Here is a 14,471-nt window from a genome sequence, read left to right on the forward strand (position 1 = left end):
CGGTGGTGGGCACCGGTGCGGACCTGTCGGCCGCCCGCGCCGCGGCCTATCGCCTGATCGAGTCGGTTCGCCTGCCCGGCAGCCACTTCCGGACCGACATCGGACTCGCCGCCGCCGAAGGCCGGATCGCGCTCTAGGCGACGAGCAGCGGTGCAATCCAGGCGATCTCGGCGGGCAGCTGCGAGCTCCAGAACCCACCGTCGTGTCCGCCCGGCGAGAAGCCGCCCGCGGGCGGGCTGGGCAGCTGCGCGATGAACTGCTTGGTCGCCGCGTAGAACGGGTCGCTGTCGCCGCAGTCGATGCGGATCGGGATGTCGGCGAGCGCAGGCAGACCCCACACGCTGTTGGCGGAGTAATCCTCGGCGCCGTCGAATGCGCCGGGTGCCGCCGCCCCGGCCGAGGTCCACAGCGCGGGGCTCACCGCGCAGATCGCCGCCGTGCGCGCCGGGCCCAGGCGGGCGCCGAGCAGCAGCGCGCCGTAACCGCCCATCGACCACCCGAGGAAGCCGACCCGCGAGGTGTCGAGGCCCATCGGTCCCAGCATGGGTAACAGCTCATCGAGCACCATGGCGCCCGAGTCCTCACCGGAAGTCCGCTTGTGCCAGTAACTCCCGCCGCCGTCGACCGCCACGACGGCGAACGGCGGCAGGCCGGCGTCGACGGCCTGGGCCAGGCCCTGTTCCACTCCGCCCGCCATCACCTCAGCGGCGTCGGCGCCCTTGCCGTGCAGCGCGATCACGGGTCGAAGCGGCCCGGACTGCCCCGGAGGACGGGCGATCGCCCAGTTGGTCTCGACTCCGCCGCGGGCGGCCGAGACGAACGAACCGGTGACGTAGGTGGGGGCCGCAGTGGGCGGCGGCTGCAGCGGGGGCGGCGGTGCCAGCGGAGCGCCCGCGCTCGTCATCGCCACCGACGGCCCACCGGCCGGCGTGGTGTTCACCGTCGCGCCGAGTGCGTAGGCGCCTGCCGCGCCGGCGGCCGCGCCCAATCCCAGGCGCAGCATCGCGCGGCGGCTGACGTCAGGCATGCGGGCCATCATGCCATCGCGGCCGGACCCGCCGGCCGGCGACCGACTCCCTGAACAAAGCCTGATGATTGGCCGAAACCGCGATGTCGTTCCGCTGTGACTGGCAGCATGCAAGGCGTGACGGCAGCGGTCACTCCCAAGGGAGAGAGACGACGGTATGCGCTGGTCAGCGCCGCCGCGGACCTGCTGTGCGAAGGGGGCTTCGACGCGGTGCGGCACCGGGCGGTGGCGCGCCGGGCGGGCCTGCCGCTGGCGTCGACGACCTACTATTTCTCCTCCCTCGACGACCTCGTCACCAAGGCTGTGGAACACGTCGGCCTCCGGGAGGCCGACGAACTGCAGCAGCGGGTCGCCGTCCTGTCCCGCCGGCGCCGGGGCGCGGAGTCGACCGCAGAGGTGCTGGTGGATCTGCTCGTCGGCGAATCGCCGGGCACCTTCGGCTCCGACGAACTGATCTCGCGGTACGAGCGCTACATCGCCTGCGCCCGCCAGCCCGCCCTGCGGGATGTGCAACGCCGAATCCTGCAGCAGCGCACCGACGCCGTCGTCGAAGTGGTCGAGCGATCCGGCCGGACCGTGCGATCCGAATTCCTCACCGCGCTGGTGTGCGCCGTGGACGGGGCGGTGGTCGCGGCGCTGGTGGGCGACGGCGACGGGCCCCGTGCGACGGCGAGGGCCACCCTGGTCGACGTGATCGACGTGCTGGCCCCCATCGACTGACCTAATAATCCGGATGACGCTGCGTGGCGGTCGCCGCTGACTCATGATGGTGGGCACCAACCGTCACGGAGGAGCCCATGAGTCAGACCGAAACCGTCGAGGAGCAACCGCAGTTACGGCGCGTCATGGGCCCAGGCCTGCTGTTGCTGTTCATCGTCGGTGACATCCTCGGCACCGGCGTGTACGCGCTCACCGGTGACGTGGCCGCCGAAGTGGGTGGCGCCGCGTGGGTCCCGTTCCTCGTCGCCTTCCTCATCGCCACCGTGACCGCGTTCAGCTATCTCGAACTGGTGACCAAGTACCCGCAGGCGGCCGGCGCTGCGCTCTACGCCCACAAGGCTTTCGGCATCCAGTTCGTCACGTTCCTGGTGGCCTTCGTGGTGATGTGTTCGGGCATCACCTCGGCCTCCACCGCGTCCCGCTTCTTCGCGGCGAACCTCGACACCGTGCTCGACGACGCATTCCAGTGGAGCCTCGGCAAAGTCGGGATCGTCGTCGTCGCACTGCTTTTCATGGCTCTGATCGCCATGGTGAACCTGCGCGGTGTCGGTGAGAGCGTCAAGCTCAACGTCGTCCTGACGATCATCGAGATCACCGGCCTGCTGCTGGTCATCTTCGTCGGACTGTGGGCCTTCACCGGCGGCGGCGGAGACGTCGACTTCTCCCGGGTGGTGGCCTTCGAGACCGCACAGGACAAGAACGTGTTCCTGGCCGTCACCACCGCCACCTCGCTGGCGTTCTTCGCGATGGTGGGCTTCGAGGACTCGGTCAACATGGCCGAGGAGACCAAGGACCCGGTGAAGATCTTCCCCAAGGTGCTGCTGTCGGGGCTCGCCATCGCCGGTGTGGTCTACGTCGTCGTGGCGATCGTCGCCGTCGCGCTCGTGCCGGTCGGCGTGCTGGAGGCGAGTGACACCCCGCTGGTGGAGGTCGTCAAGGCCGGCGCGCCCGGCCTGCCGATCGAGACGATCCTGCCGTACATCTCGATGTTCGCCGTCTCGAACACCGCGCTGATCAACATGCTCATGGCGAGCAGATTGATCTACGGCATGTCCCGCCAGCACGTGCTGCCGCCGGTGCTGGGCACGGTGCATCCCCGGCGCCTCACCCCGTGGGTGGCGATCCTGTTCACCACGCTGATCGCCTTCGGCTTGATCTTCTACGTGACGGCGTTCGCCAACAGCAGCGCGATCTCGATCCTCGGCGGCACCACGTCGCTGCTGCTGCTCGCGGTGTTCGCGATGGTCAACGTCGCGGTGCTGGTGTTGAGGCGCGATGTCCAAGCGTCGGGTGGGCACTTCAAGACCCCGACGGCGCTGCCGATCGTCGGCTTCGTGGCGTCGCTGTACCTGGTGCTGCCGTTCTCGGGCAGGCCCACCCAGCAGTACATTCTGGCCCTGATCCTGGTCGCCATCGGTGTCGTGCTCTTCTTCATCACCATGCTGATCAACCGTCAGCTCGGCATCCGCGACGCCGGCATCAAGGACCCGCATCTGGGGAAGCCACCCGACTAGGAGTCCGTACCGCCCGAGAGCCGCTTGAGCCGGTTCTGCAACAGCTCCACCCGGTGGGCGTTGCCGTGCAGTCGCAGATAGCGGTCCCGGAAGATCGCCAGCAGCGCGTCGTCGAGTCGGCGTACCGCACCGGCCGGGTAGCGGTAACCCATCGCCTTGTCGATCGTGTCGGCGTCCACCCCGTCGAGGAGCGCGGTCAGCTCGTCGAGCGAGGTGATGCCGAGTTCGAGCAGCAGCCCGGAGATCCAGCCGTAGTGGTCGGTGCGTGACCAGCCGGCCTCGGCGTACCGGTTGCCGAGGTACGTCGCCAGCACCGCGGTGGCGATCCGGGGATCGGCGGACTGGCCGGACTCCTCGGCCGCCATCTCGTCGTCGGACAGCGAGACGCGCAGTCGCTCACGGATCGCGGTGAACTCGCGGTCAGCGAGTTCGAGCAGACCGGCCGCCAGCGTGAACCGCCGGTCGAGGTCCGGAACGTGCTCGGCAGGAATCGAACCCTTGTAACGGATGTCGTGCTCGAACTCGGCCCACGCGTGTTGCAGCACCGTGCGAACCTGGATCGACGCCGGCTGCTGCTGGCCCTCCACGCCCACCAGCAGGTGCCTGCTGGCATAACCCCACCGGCCCTCTCGCGCCGTCTGCAGGCCCATGTCGCGGTCGTCGAGCAGGCGCATCTCGTCGGTGAGCAGAGTGGCGACGGCGTCGACGTCCTCGCGCAGGTACGTGATGACGCGCAGGCCGATCTGGTCGGTGATCTCGGCCAGCGGGTCGCCGAAGAGTCGCTGCCCGTCGACCTCACGTTCGGCCTTGGCCGCGAAGGATTCGACGGTCTTGGTGCGCGCGGTCACGCTCAGATAGTTGATGCCCGCGTCGTCGAGAAGCGAGGTGACCAGCCGCAGGTAGTGATCGGTGGCGGTGACCAGGCCGGGCCTGCGGGCCTCGTAGTGTGCGATGGCCGCCCGAACGACGTCCGGAATCGGTTGCGCCGCTTGCGGTATCAGCCCTGCAGGCAGCGCGGGGGTGAGGATGTGGCCGGTGTCCGCGTCGCCGTAGACGGTGACGTCGCCGGGCCTGCGCACCGAGTAGAGCCCGACGTAGGCGCACAGCACCGCATCGACCGGGTCCTCGGCCCGCCGCAATTCGCTCTTGCGGGTGGCGGACTCGACCGACTGCCGCAGGCGCTGCCAGTCGTCGTGTTCGGCGACGTGCAACGCGGGGTCGGCGTTCGCGAGTCCCTCGGTGAGTGCGATCAGCCTGAGCAGTTCCGACTGCATCTTCTCGAACTTGCGTCCGCGCTTGTCCTTGTATTTCAGGGTTCTGCCGAGGCGGAACAGCGCCACCGACGCGGCATGCGGATACACCTCCAGCGCCCGGCGGCGCCCGGTGGAGAACGGGTCGAGATCGAGATTGATCGCGGCGGCCAGGCGTGCGCCGCGGGTGCCGTTCGCGAACTCCGGCTTCGCGGTGTTCGACGGGTGGGCGCCGGCCTGGAAGGCCCGGTAATCGCGGTTGAGTGCGGCTTCGCAGGGCCGGTTGCCCGTCGGGTTCGTCACGATGAGCGGGGCGTCGATCGCGACGACGCAGTCGCCGGCGACGTAGGGACCGATCGCCGCGAGGATGCTCCCGTCGTCCTGCGCGGCGCCGATGTGCCTCAGCCGGCCGTCCGCGTCGACGACCGCGACGCCCGTCCGGTTCCGCTCACCCCAGGCGAGGTCGAGTCCGACGAAGTACATGGGGTCAGCCTGCCCTATCCGGGTCGTAAGCTGTCTGTTCGTGACGATCCCCAACGTGCTGGCCAATCGGTACGCCAGTGACGAGATGGTGGCGATCTGGTCGCCGGAGGCCAAGATCGTCGCCGAGCGACGGCTCTGGCTCGCCGTGCTGCGTGCCCAGGCGGAGCTGGGCGTCGACGTGCCCGACGGCGTGGTGGCCGACTACGAGCGGGTGCTCGAGACGGTCGACCTGCAGTCCATCGCGGAGCGCGAGCGGGTGCTGCGCCACGACGTGAAGGCCCGCATCGAGGAGTTCAACGCCCTCGCCGGCCACGAGCACGTGCACAAGGGCATGACCAGCAGGGACCTCACCGAGAACGTCGAGCAGTTGCAGATCCGGCGATCGCTGGAACTCGTGCACGCCCACGGTGTGGCGGTGGTGGCCCGGCTGGCCGAGCGCGCCGTCAGCTACCGCGACCTGGTGATGGCGGGCCGCAGCCACAACGTCGCCGCGCAGGCCACCACGCTGGGCAAGCGATTCGCCTCGGCGGCCGAGGAGATGCTCGTTGCGCTGACGCGCCTGCGGGAGTTGATCGACCGGTATCCGCTGCGGGGCGTCAAGGGGCCGATGGGCACCGCGCAGGACATGCTCGACCTCTTCGACGGCGACACCGCCCGGCTCGCCGACCTCGAACGGCGGGTCGCCGAGTTCCTGGGGTTCAGCGAAATCTTCACCAGCGTCGGGCAGGTGTACCCGCGCTCCCTCGACCACGACGTGATCTCCGCGCTGGTGCAGGTGGGTTCGGGCCCGTCGTCGCTGGCGCACACGATCCGGCTGATGGCGGGCCACGAACTCGTCACCGAGGGCTTCGCGCCGGGCCAGGTCGGGTCATCGGCGATGCCGCACAAGATGAACACCCGGTCCTGCGAGCGGGTGAACGGGCTGCAGGTGGTGCTGCGCGGATACGCGTCGATGGCCGCCGAACTGGCCGGTGCCCAGTGGAACGAGGGTGACGTGTTCTGTTCGGTGGTGCGCCGGGTCGCGCTGCCGGACGCGTTCTTCGCGATCGACGGGCAGACCGAGACCTTCCTGACCGTGCTCGACGAATTCGGCGCCTACCCCGCGGTCATTCAGCGTGAGCTCGACCGGTACCTGCCGTTCCTGGCCACCACCCGCATCCTCATCGCGGCGGTGCGTGCGGGGGTGGGACGCGAGACGGCGCACGAGGTGATCAAGGAGCATGCGGTGACGGTGGCGCTGGCGATGCGGGAGAAGGGGCAGGAACCGGATCTGCTGGACCGCCTCGCCGCCGACCCGCGGTTGCCGCTCGACCGGCCCGCGCTCGACGCGGCGCTGGCCGACAAGCAGGCCTTCACCGGCGCGGCGGGCGATCAGGTCGACCGCGTCGCCGGGGCAGTCGACGACCTCGTCGGCCGATACCCGGAGGCGGCCAAGTACACCTCGGGCGCCATTCTCTAGCCGCCGAATTGGTGCACCGCGGGGTCCGCGGGGTGGCGGAAGATGGTTCCATGACGCAGCCGCACGGTTACCCGCAGCCGCCGCATCCGGGGTACGGACAGGCGGTGTACACGTACAACGGGCGCACGCACATAGTGCCGGGGGAGCAGCAGTACCAGGTGGAAACGGTGAGGCACACCGGCGTCGTGGTGCTGTGGTTCGCACAGGACTCCACCTTCACCGGAAGCTACGCCCAATGTCACGCCAGGATCATGAAGAGCCTCCTGCACTGCCTGTTGCTCGGCTGGTGGGGCATTTTGTCGATGGTCTTCTTCAACCCGCTGGCGATCGTGCGAAATCTGCTCGCGCTCGCGGTGCTCAAGCGTGAGGCCAGAATGGTGCGGGAGTTCTGGGCCTCGCAGCCTCACCACTTCGCCCCGGGGCCGCAATATCACCCGCCACTCCGGTAGGCACGCCATCCTGTAGGCATGCGGCTCGCGGACATCGATCTCACGGATCTGGACAATTTCGCCGACGGCTTCCCGCATCACCTGTTCGCCGCGCATCGCCGCGAGGCCCCCGTCTACTGGCACGAACCCACAGAGCACACCCCTGACGGCGAGGGCTTCTGGTCGGTCGCCACTCACGCCGAAACGCTTGCGGTGCTCCGTGATCCGACGGTCTACTCGTCGGTGACCGGCGGCGACCGGCCCTACGGCGGCACCCTGCTGCAGGACCTGGCCGTCGCCGGACAGGTGCTCAACATGATGGACGACCCACGGCATGCCCAGATCCGCCGCTTGGTGAGCTCGGGGCTCACGCCGCGGATGATCCGCCTCGTCGAGGACGACCTGCGCGCACGGGCCCGCGGGTTGCTCGACGCGGTGGTGTCCGGCCGGCCCTTCGATTTCGTCGTCGACGTGGCCGCGGAACTGCCGATGCAGATGATCTGCATTCTGCTGGGAGTGCCCGAGAGCGAACGGCATTGGTTGTTCGAGGCGATCGAGCCGCAGTTCGACTTCGGCCGGGCCCGCACCGCCGAGGTCGGTCAGCTGACCGCCGAGGACGCCGGGACGCGGATGTACACCTACGGAATGGAACTCATCGCCGCCAAGCGTGCCGAGCCGACCGACGACATGCTCTCCGTGGTGGCCAATGCGGCGCTCGACGAGGGGCTCTCCGACCTCGAGTTGTACCTGTTCTTCAGCCTGCTGTTCAGCGCGGGAGCGGAGACGACCCGCAACGCGGTGGCCGGTGGACTGCTCGCGCTGGCCGAGCACCCCGCGCAACTGGCGGCGCTGCGGGCCGACCCGTCGCTGCTGCCGTCGGCGGTCGAGGAGATGGTGCGCTGGACGTCGCCGTCTCCGTCGAAGCGCCGGACCGCCACCCGTGCCGTCGAATTGGGGGGATGCGCGATCGAGGCCGGCCAGAAGGTGCAGGTGTGGGAGGGTTCGGCGAACCGCGACGGCGCGGCGTTCACCGACCCCGACACCTTCGACATCAGCCGAAAACCCAACCCGCACCTCGGCTTCGGGTACGGGGTGCACTACTGCCTCGGAGCCAACCTGGCGCGGCTCGAGCTGCGGGTGCTGTTCGAGGAGCTGCTCCGTCGCTTCGCCGGTGTGCGGGTGGCCGAGCCCGTCGAGTGGACCCGCAGCAACCGGCACACCGGGATCCGGCACCTGGTGGTCGAGCTGAGCCCGTGAGGCCGGACGCGTTCGCGGCGGTGATGGCGACCGGGATCGTCTCGATCGCGGCGGCCGATCACGGCCACGGCCGCGTCAGTGCCGCGCTGGCGGTGCTCGCGGTGGTCGCGCTGCCGGTGCTGATGGTCCTCGCCGCGAAGAGTTGGCGGCGCGACGGCTGGGATCTGCGCGAGATGGACACGGCCGTCGGGTTGTTCACCTTCGTGGCGGCATGCGCGGTGCTGGCCGCCCGCTTCTCCGACCACGAGGCGGCCGTATGGGTGCTCGGCACGATGGCCGTGCTGGGCTGGGTGTCGCTGACGCCGATCGTCGTGAGCAGGATGTGGCGACTGCGGTGGGGCGGCCTGCGGGGCCGTGCGCACGGCGCGTGGGAACTGGTCAGCGTGGCCACGTCGGGACTGGCCATCGTGTTCACCGCACTCGGAATCCTGTTCTGGGCCATCGTGTTCTGGCTGCTCGCGCTGTGCTGGTATCTGGTGATGACGTCGCTGGTCGTCGGGCGGATCGGCGCCGACCCGGCCATGCGACGCGATGTCCCTCCCGACCACTGGATCCTGATGGGCGGGCTCGCGGTGTCAACGCTGGCGGGCGACCACCTGCACCACGCGCTGCCGCCCGGACCGTTCGCGGACGCCGTGGAACATGTGACGATCGGGACGTGGGTGCTCGCCACGCTGTGGATCGTCCCGCTGCTCTGCGTCGGGTGGCGGCGGGTGCGGGCGTGGCCAGCCGTCTTCCCGCTGGGCATGTACGCCTCGGCCACCTTCGCGATGTACCGGGAGACGGGGTGGCGATGGCTCGACGTGGTGTCGGCGATCGCGTTCTGGATCGCCCTGGCGGTCTGGCTGCTCACGGTCTTGCGATGGCGCGACGGATTTCGGCGATCACCCGTTGTGGGTGTTCCGTCAGGTCCAGCCACGTGAAGCGGAGCACCTGCCAGCCTGCGAGCGATATCGCGTTCTGACGTACCCGATCGGCGTGGAAGTCGTCACTGTCGGAGTGGAAGGCGAAGCCGTCGACCTCGATGGCCACTCTCGCGTTCGGGAATGCCACGTCGACGCGGTAACCAGCGACCGGATGATTCGCCTTCCAGCCGGTGAGGCGTGCCGCCTTGAGCAGTCGGATGAGCAATCGCTCGGCTTCGGAACGGGCACCGTCGTCGGCGACCTGGAGGAGGCGACGGGCGGCCGGCGAACCGTGTCGGCCCTTGTTGCGCAGATGAGCGGTCCACAGGCCGCGGAGTTCGACATGGCGCTGCAGTGACGAGTCGAGGATCTTCGGGCCGCCGCCACGTCGTACGGCCGCTTCGACGACGGTGAGGGGTAACGCGGTGACCTGTAGCCCGCGGTGCGCGACTACGTCGGCAGGTCGCAGATCACGTCGCCGCAGCCGAGTCGAGGGGAGGTGGGAGCGGCGCTGCGCACGGGGGATGGTCACTTCGACGACCTCGGGCGCGAATTTCGTCAGGCCGTGCCACCACGCGGCGGCCAGTCCGCTCGCCGCGGCCCGGGCCCCGTAGCCCCAGACTGCTGCGCGTACCCGCGCCGAGTCGGTGAAGGGTCGGTCGTCGACGAAGTACACGCCTCGAGCGCAGCGTCGCCAGTGGCCCGACCGTACCCGGCGGTCGACGGCGTCCTGGCTGAGTCCGGCGCAGAGGGCTTGTCGGAGCGTGAGCACGCCGTCCTGGCGCCGGAGAATGTCGTCGAGCACCGATTTAGGACGCGATGAGCCGGCTCATGCGTTCCCTCGCAGGGGATTTGTGGAGTCGTAGCCGCGCTGACCGCGGCTGAGGCTCCACAAATCGCACGGTTTTCTAGACGTGGGCGCGGATGCCTGCGGCGCGCAGCTCGAGGGCCGCCAGCCCGCGGATCGCGATGGCGTCCTGGCTGCGCCATGCGCCGACGGGGTCGTCGTCGACGCTGACGAGCTTGGCCAGCGGCCGGTTGGCCAGCGCCCGCAGCGCCAGCAGTTGCTCACCGGCCGGCGTCCTGGCCAGCGTGACGGCCGTCCACTTGCGGCGGAAGAACCGCAGGCGCAGGAACAGCCACGGCATCGCGACGGCCAGGATCGGCGGCGAGGCCACCGCCAGCGCCAGCACCCACGCCAGCCACGACGCGGTGTCGTCCAGGCTCTGGCCGGCGCCTGCGATGTCGAGAGCCGCCTCACTGGCCGCCCGCAGCGGCTTGGCCAACGCATCGCCGACGAGCGGGAAGTCGTCGGCGTTGTCGCCCGCGGAGTTGAGATTGTCCGCGACGCCGTTGGCGCCGGTGTTCACCTGGCGGCCGACTTCGGCGATGGTGCTCACCGCCGCGTGCACCGCCATGCCCACCAGGACCCACACCACGGTCCAGGCGGCGATGGCGATGTCGCTGATCAGCTGCCACAGCAGACGGACGGGCGTGGTGGCGTACGGCAGGTAGCGAGAGCTCATGCCCCGATCCCAGCAGATAGTCTGGCCCGATGCGCCCTGCTCTGACCGACTACCGCCATCTGGCCAGCGGCAAGGTCCGGGAGCTCTACCGCATCGACGACGACCACCTGTTGTTCGTGGCCACCGATCGCATCTCCGCCTACGACCACGTGCTCGACAGCGACATCCCCGACAAGGGCCGCATCCTGACGGCGATGAGCGTGTTCTTCTTCGACCTGCTCGACGCGCCGAACCACCTCGCAGGCCCGCCCGACGACGAGCGGATACCCGACGAGGTGCTCGGCCGCGCGCTGGTGGTGCACGAGCTCGAGATGCTGCCGGTGGAATGCGTGGCCCGCGGATACCTGACCGGGTCGGGCCTCGTCGACTACCGCAGGACCGGCGCCGTCTGCGGCATCGCACTGCCGGAGGGGCTGACCGAGGCCAGCAGATTCGCCGAGCCGCTCTACACCCCGGCGAGCAAAGCCGAACTGGGCCAGCACGACGAGAACATCACGTTCGACGACACCGTCGCACTCGTCGGCGCCGAACGCGCGGAACAGTTGCGCGACCACACCCTGCGGACGTACGCCAGGGGCGCCGAGCACGCATTGACGAAGGGCATCATCATCGCTGACACCAAATTCGAGTTCGGCGTCGACAGGCAGGGCACCCTGGTGCTCGCCGACGAGGTCTTCACTCCGGACTCCTCACGGTACTGGCGCGCCGACGACTACCGCGAGGGCGAGGTGCAGTCCAGCTTCGACAAGCAGTTCGTCCGCAATTGGCTGACCGGGCCGGAGTCCGGCTGGGACCGGGCAGGCGACGCGCCACCGCCGCCGCTACCCCCCGACGTCGTCGCGGCCACCCGCGCCCGTTACCTCGAAGCCTACGAACGCATCTCGGGCCTGCGGTTCGACGCGTGGATCGGTCCCGGCGCGTGAATCCACCGCAGGCCAAGCGCGTCGAACACCGCCGGGAATTCCACGGCGACGTCTTTCTCGACCACTACGAGTGGCTGCGCGACAAGGACGACGCCGAGGTGATCGAGCACCTCGAGGCCGAGAACGCCTACACCGATCACATGACGGCCGACCTGGCGCCGTTGCGGCAGAGGATCTTCGACGAGATCAAGGCCCGCACCAAGGAGACCGACCTGTCGGTGCCCACCCGCCGCGGTGACTGGTGGTACTACGGGCGCAGCTTCGAGGGCAAGCAGTACGGGGTGCACTGCCGTTGCCCGATCGGTGACCCCGACGACTGGACACCCCCGGTCCTCGACGAGAACACTGAGATCCCCGATGAGCAGGTGCTTCTCGACGAGAACGCCGAAGCCGAGGGGCACGACTACTTCGCCCTCGGCGCCGCGACGATCAGCCTGGACGGCAATGTGCTGGCCTACTCCGTCGACACCGTCGGCGACGAGCGGTACACGTTGCGGTTCCGGGACTTACGCACCGGCGAGCAATACGACGACACCGTCGTCGGCATCGGGGCGGGTGCCACCTGGGCGGCGGACAACCGCACCGTCTACTACACGACGGTGGACGACGCGTGGCGCCCGGACACGGTGTGGCGTCATCGCCTCGGCGCCGGGCTGCCCGACGAGCGCGTGTATCACGAGGCGGATGAGAAGTACTGGCTCGGAGTCGGGCGCACCCGCAGCGACCGGTACCTGATGATCGCGGCAGGCAGCGCCGTCACCTCAGAGGTGCGCTACGCCGACGCTGCGGACCCGGAGGCCGAATTCGTCGTCGTGTGGCCACGCCGCGACTCGGTGGAGTACTCCGTCGAGCACGCCGTGGTGGGCGGCGACGACCGCTTCCTGATCCTGCACAACGACGGGGCCGAGAACTTCGAGCTGGTCGAGGCGCCCGTCACCGACCCGACCGCGGTGCGCACGCTGATCCCGCACCGCGAGGACGTCCGCCTCGACGGGGTGGACGCCTTCGCGCGTCACCTCGTGGTCAGCTACCGCAGTGAGGCGCTGCCCCGCATCGAGCTGTGGCCGCTGACCGCCGACGGCGGATACGGCCGCGCCGAGGAGATCACCTTCGACACCGAGCTGACGTCGGCGGGGCTGAGCGCCAACCCGAACTGGGACGCTCCCAGACTCCGGGTGGCGGCCACGTCGTTCGTCACCCCGGTGCGGGTGTACGACATCGACCTGCCCACCGGTGAGCGCGTCCTGCTGCGCGAGCAACCCGTGCTGGGCGATTACCGGCCCGAGGACTACGTCGAGCGGCGGGACTGGGCGACCGCACCCGACGGCGCCAGGGTGCCCATCTCCATCGTGCACCGGGCGGGTCTCCAGTTCCCGGCCCCGACGCTGCTGTACGGCTACGGCGCGTACGAGTCCTGCGAGGATCCGCGCTTCTCGATCGCACGGCTGTCGCTGCTCGACCGGGGAATGGTGTTCGCGGTGGCGCACGTCCGTGGCGGCGGCGAGCTGGGCCGGTCGTGGTACGAGCACGGCAAGCTGCTGGAGAAGGGCAACACGTTCACCGATTTCATCGCGGTGGCACGGCATCTGATCGCCACCGACGTCACGCGGCCGGAGAATCTGGTGGGCCTCGGCGGCAGCGCGGGCGGTCTGCTGATCGGCGCGGTGGCCAACCTCGCGCCGGAGTTGTTCGCCGGGTTCCTCGCGCAGGTGCCGTTCGTCGACGCGCTGACCACCATCCTCGATCCGGCCCTGCCGCTCACGGTGACCGAGTGGGACGAGTGGGGCAACCCGATCGAGGACGAGAACATCTACTTCTACATGAAGTCGTACACGCCGTACGAGAACGTCGTGGCCAGGGACTACCCGCCGATCCTGGCGATGACGTCGCTGAACGACACCAGGGTGCTCTACGTCGAGCCCGCGAAATGGGTTGCCGCGCTTCGGTACACCAAGACCGATGCCAACCCGGTGCTGTTGAAGACCGAGATGAGCGCCGGCCACGGCGGGATCAGCGGACGCTACGAGCGGTGGAAGGAGGCGGCGTTCCAGTACGCGTGGGTGCTAGCCACCGCCGACCGCGACCACTACGGCAGCGGCGAGGTAGACAACTTCTTCAGCGGTCCGAACGTCTAACCGCGACGTCATCGACTTCGGCGGGTCCGGCATCCTCGCCGCACGGACGTTGGCGGGGAACATCGCCAGCATCAGCACGAACAGGCACACCGCCGCAGCGACCCTCGTCGGCGGGAACAGCAGCCCTGCCGCGCCGATCAGCTCCAGCACGCCGGTGATCGTCACGAGCGCGCCGGGTGCCGGCAGCCGTGGCGGCACGATGGCGATCATGTCCCGGCGCATGCCGGGGACGAAGTGCGCCACCCCGGTCATCGTGAACATCAACGCCAGTCCGACGGCGACGGCCCGGGGCCAGGCGTCGAGGTGGTCGACGCCGAGCCAGCCGGCCGTCCGCGCTGCCACAGTGCCAAGCGCCAGCGCCATCAGCACCGCCATCGCGAGCCTCCTCCGAATTAGAACTTGTCAGTGTCAAGATGAGGGTAGTCGTTAACTAGTCAGTGTCAAGATGTGGGCTAGACTGGCCCGATGAGCAAGCACACCTACCACCACGGTGACCTCAAGGCGGTGATCCTCGGCCACGCCGCGGACCTTGTCGCCGAGCGAGGCGCCGACGCGGTGTCGCTGCGCGAACTGGCCCGCGAGGCGGGGGTGTCGCACGCGGCGCCCGCTCATCACTTCACCGACCGGCGCGGACTGTTCACCGCGCTCGCCACGGAAGGGTTCCGGCTGCTCACCTCGGCGCTCGAGCAGGCCAGGCCGGACTTCGTCAACGCGGCGCTGGCCTACGTCGGCTTCGCGCTCAGCCATCCCGGCCACTACGCGGTGATGTTCGACAAGTCGCTGTTCGACGCGGCCGACGCCGACCTCGCCGGTGCCCAGGCCGCCGCGGGCGCCGAGCTGGCCC

Annotated in this window: 14 protein-coding genes and 1 pseudogene; 10 read left to right on the forward strand and 5 right to left on the reverse strand. The window is 69.4% G+C overall.

Annotated elements, in window-relative coordinates; translation table 11 throughout:
* Positions 1-137: pseudogene (locus tag Q2100_RS21155) on the forward strand (phosphoribosylamine--glycine ligase); the annotation flags it as partial.
* On the opposite strand, the gene Q2100_RS21160 reads toward Q2100_RS21155, so the two are convergent.
* Positions 134-1,039: an alpha/beta hydrolase gene (locus Q2100_RS21160; RefSeq protein ID WP_302915637.1), complete on the reverse strand. Its 906-nt coding sequence runs from the start codon at positions 1,037-1,039 to the stop codon at positions 134-136. The pseudogene Q2100_RS21155 and the gene Q2100_RS21160 overlap by 4 nt on opposite strands.
* Before the next feature lie 96 nt (positions 1,040-1,135).
* Here Q2100_RS21160 and Q2100_RS21165 point away from each other — a divergent pair, with 96 nt between their 5' ends.
* Positions 1,136-1,747 carry a TetR/AcrR family transcriptional regulator gene (locus tag Q2100_RS21165; protein WP_264013984.1) on the forward strand — a complete coding sequence of 204 codons (612 nt, stop codon included), beginning with the start codon at positions 1,136-1,138 and terminating at the stop codon, positions 1,745-1,747.
* A gap of 77 nt (positions 1,748-1,824) precedes the next feature.
* Entirely contained in the window at positions 1,825-3,261 is a 1,437-nt protein-coding gene (locus Q2100_RS21170) for an APC family permease (protein ID WP_264013983.1), read from the forward strand.
* On the opposite strand, the gene relZ is transcribed toward Q2100_RS21170, so the two are convergent.
* Complete coding sequence (gene relZ / locus Q2100_RS21175) at positions 3,258-4,994, reverse strand: bifunctional ribonuclease/(p)ppGpp synthase (protein ID WP_302915638.1); 1,737 nt, start codon at positions 4,992-4,994, stop codon at positions 3,258-3,260. The genes Q2100_RS21170 and relZ overlap by 4 nt on opposite strands.
* A 40-nt stretch (positions 4,995-5,034) precedes the next feature.
* Here relZ and purB point away from each other — a divergent pair, with 40 nt between their 5' ends.
* From purB to Q2100_RS21195, 4 genes are read left to right on the forward strand one after another with little or no spacing between them, the layout of a single operon-like run.
* Positions 5,035-6,453 carry an adenylosuccinate lyase gene (gene purB, locus Q2100_RS21180; RefSeq protein ID WP_302915639.1) on the forward strand — a complete coding sequence of 473 codons (1,419 nt, stop codon included), beginning with the start codon at positions 5,035-5,037 and terminating at the stop codon, positions 6,451-6,453.
* A 50-nt stretch (positions 6,454-6,503) separates the two neighbouring features.
* Positions 6,504-6,902 (forward strand): hypothetical protein, encoded by a 399-nt coding sequence (locus Q2100_RS21185; RefSeq protein WP_302915640.1) that lies wholly within the window; start codon positions 6,504-6,506, stop codon positions 6,900-6,902.
* Positions 6,903-6,920: 18 nt separating this feature from the next.
* Positions 6,921-8,138, forward strand: coding sequence for a cytochrome P450 (locus Q2100_RS21190; RefSeq protein WP_302915641.1), 1,218 nt, complete (start codon positions 6,921-6,923; stop codon positions 8,136-8,138).
* Positions 8,135-9,061 (forward strand): tellurite resistance/C4-dicarboxylate transporter family protein, encoded by a 927-nt coding sequence (locus tag Q2100_RS21195; RefSeq protein WP_302915642.1) that lies wholly within the window; start codon positions 8,135-8,137, stop codon positions 9,059-9,061. The genes Q2100_RS21190 and Q2100_RS21195 overlap by 4 nt, the downstream gene beginning before the upstream one ends.
* Here the strand turns inward: Q2100_RS21195 and Q2100_RS21200 are convergent.
* Positions 8,988-9,848 carry a type IV toxin-antitoxin system AbiEi family antitoxin domain-containing protein gene (locus Q2100_RS21200; protein WP_302915643.1) on the reverse strand — a complete coding sequence of 287 codons (861 nt, stop codon included), beginning with the start codon at positions 9,846-9,848 and terminating at the stop codon, positions 8,988-8,990. The two genes, Q2100_RS21195 and Q2100_RS21200, sit on opposite strands and share 74 nt — an antisense overlap.
* Before the next feature lie 103 nt (positions 9,849-9,951).
* Positions 9,952-10,569, reverse strand: a complete 618-nt coding sequence (locus tag Q2100_RS21205) for a hypothetical protein (protein WP_302915644.1) — start codon at positions 10,567-10,569, stop codon at positions 9,952-9,954.
* Between the two features lie 29 nt (positions 10,570-10,598).
* Here Q2100_RS21205 and Q2100_RS21210 point away from each other — a divergent pair, with 29 nt between their 5' ends.
* Entirely contained in the window at positions 10,599-11,492 is an 894-nt protein-coding gene (locus Q2100_RS21210; protein WP_302915645.1) for a phosphoribosylaminoimidazolesuccinocarboxamide synthase, read from the forward strand.
* Positions 11,489-13,627: a S9 family peptidase gene (locus Q2100_RS21215; protein ID WP_302915646.1), complete on the forward strand. Its 2,139-nt coding sequence runs from the start codon at positions 11,489-11,491 to the stop codon at positions 13,625-13,627. Before Q2100_RS21210 ends, Q2100_RS21215 begins: the two co-directional genes overlap by 4 nt.
* Here Q2100_RS21215 and Q2100_RS21220 read toward each other — a convergent pair.
* The gene (locus tag Q2100_RS21220; protein WP_302915647.1) at positions 13,556-14,002 is read right to left on the reverse strand and encodes a DoxX family protein; all 447 of its coding nucleotides are present in this window, start codon (positions 14,000-14,002) and stop codon (positions 13,556-13,558) included. The two genes, Q2100_RS21215 and Q2100_RS21220, sit on opposite strands and share 72 nt — an antisense overlap.
* 90 nt (positions 14,003-14,092) lie before the next feature.
* On the opposite strand from Q2100_RS21220, the gene Q2100_RS21225 reads away from it, so the two are divergent.
* Positions 14,093-14,471 (forward strand): TetR/AcrR family transcriptional regulator (locus tag Q2100_RS21225; protein ID WP_302915648.1); only part of this gene is annotated, 379 nt, incomplete at its 3' end.

It is taken from the genome of Mycolicibacterium arseniciresistens (genome assembly GCF_030519285.1).
Classification (GTDB): domain Bacteria; phylum Actinomycetota; class Actinomycetes; order Mycobacteriales; family Mycobacteriaceae; genus Mycobacterium; species Mycobacterium arseniciresistens.

Excerpts from the sequence above, each read along its gene's own strand:
- Q2100_RS21190 (WP_302915641.1), top strand. The coding sequence starts at position 6,921 with ATGCGGCTCGCGGACATCGATCTCACGGATCTGGACAATTTCGCCGAC.
- relZ (WP_302915638.1), bottom strand. The coding sequence starts at position 4,994 with ATGTACTTCGTCGGACTCGACCTCGCCTGGGGTGAGCGGAACCGGACG.
- Q2100_RS21165 (WP_264013984.1), top strand. The coding sequence starts at position 1,136 with ATGCAAGGCGTGACGGCAGCGGTCACTCCCAAGGGAGAGAGACGACGG.
- Q2100_RS21210 (WP_302915645.1), top strand. The coding sequence starts at position 10,599 with ATGCGCCCTGCTCTGACCGACTACCGCCATCTGGCCAGCGGCAAGGTC.
- Q2100_RS21205 (WP_302915644.1), bottom strand. The coding sequence starts at position 10,569 with ATGAGCTCTCGCTACCTGCCGTACGCCACCACGCCCGTCCGTCTGCTG.
- Q2100_RS21170 (WP_264013983.1), top strand. The coding sequence starts at position 1,825 with ATGAGTCAGACCGAAACCGTCGAGGAGCAACCGCAGTTACGGCGCGTC.
- Q2100_RS21220 (WP_302915647.1), bottom strand. The coding sequence starts at position 14,002 with ATGGCGGTGCTGATGGCGCTGGCGCTTGGCACTGTGGCAGCGCGGACG.
- Q2100_RS21160 (WP_302915637.1), bottom strand. The coding sequence starts at position 1,039 with ATGATGGCCCGCATGCCTGACGTCAGCCGCCGCGCGATGCTGCGCCTG.
- Q2100_RS21185 (WP_302915640.1), top strand. The coding sequence starts at position 6,504 with ATGACGCAGCCGCACGGTTACCCGCAGCCGCCGCATCCGGGGTACGGA.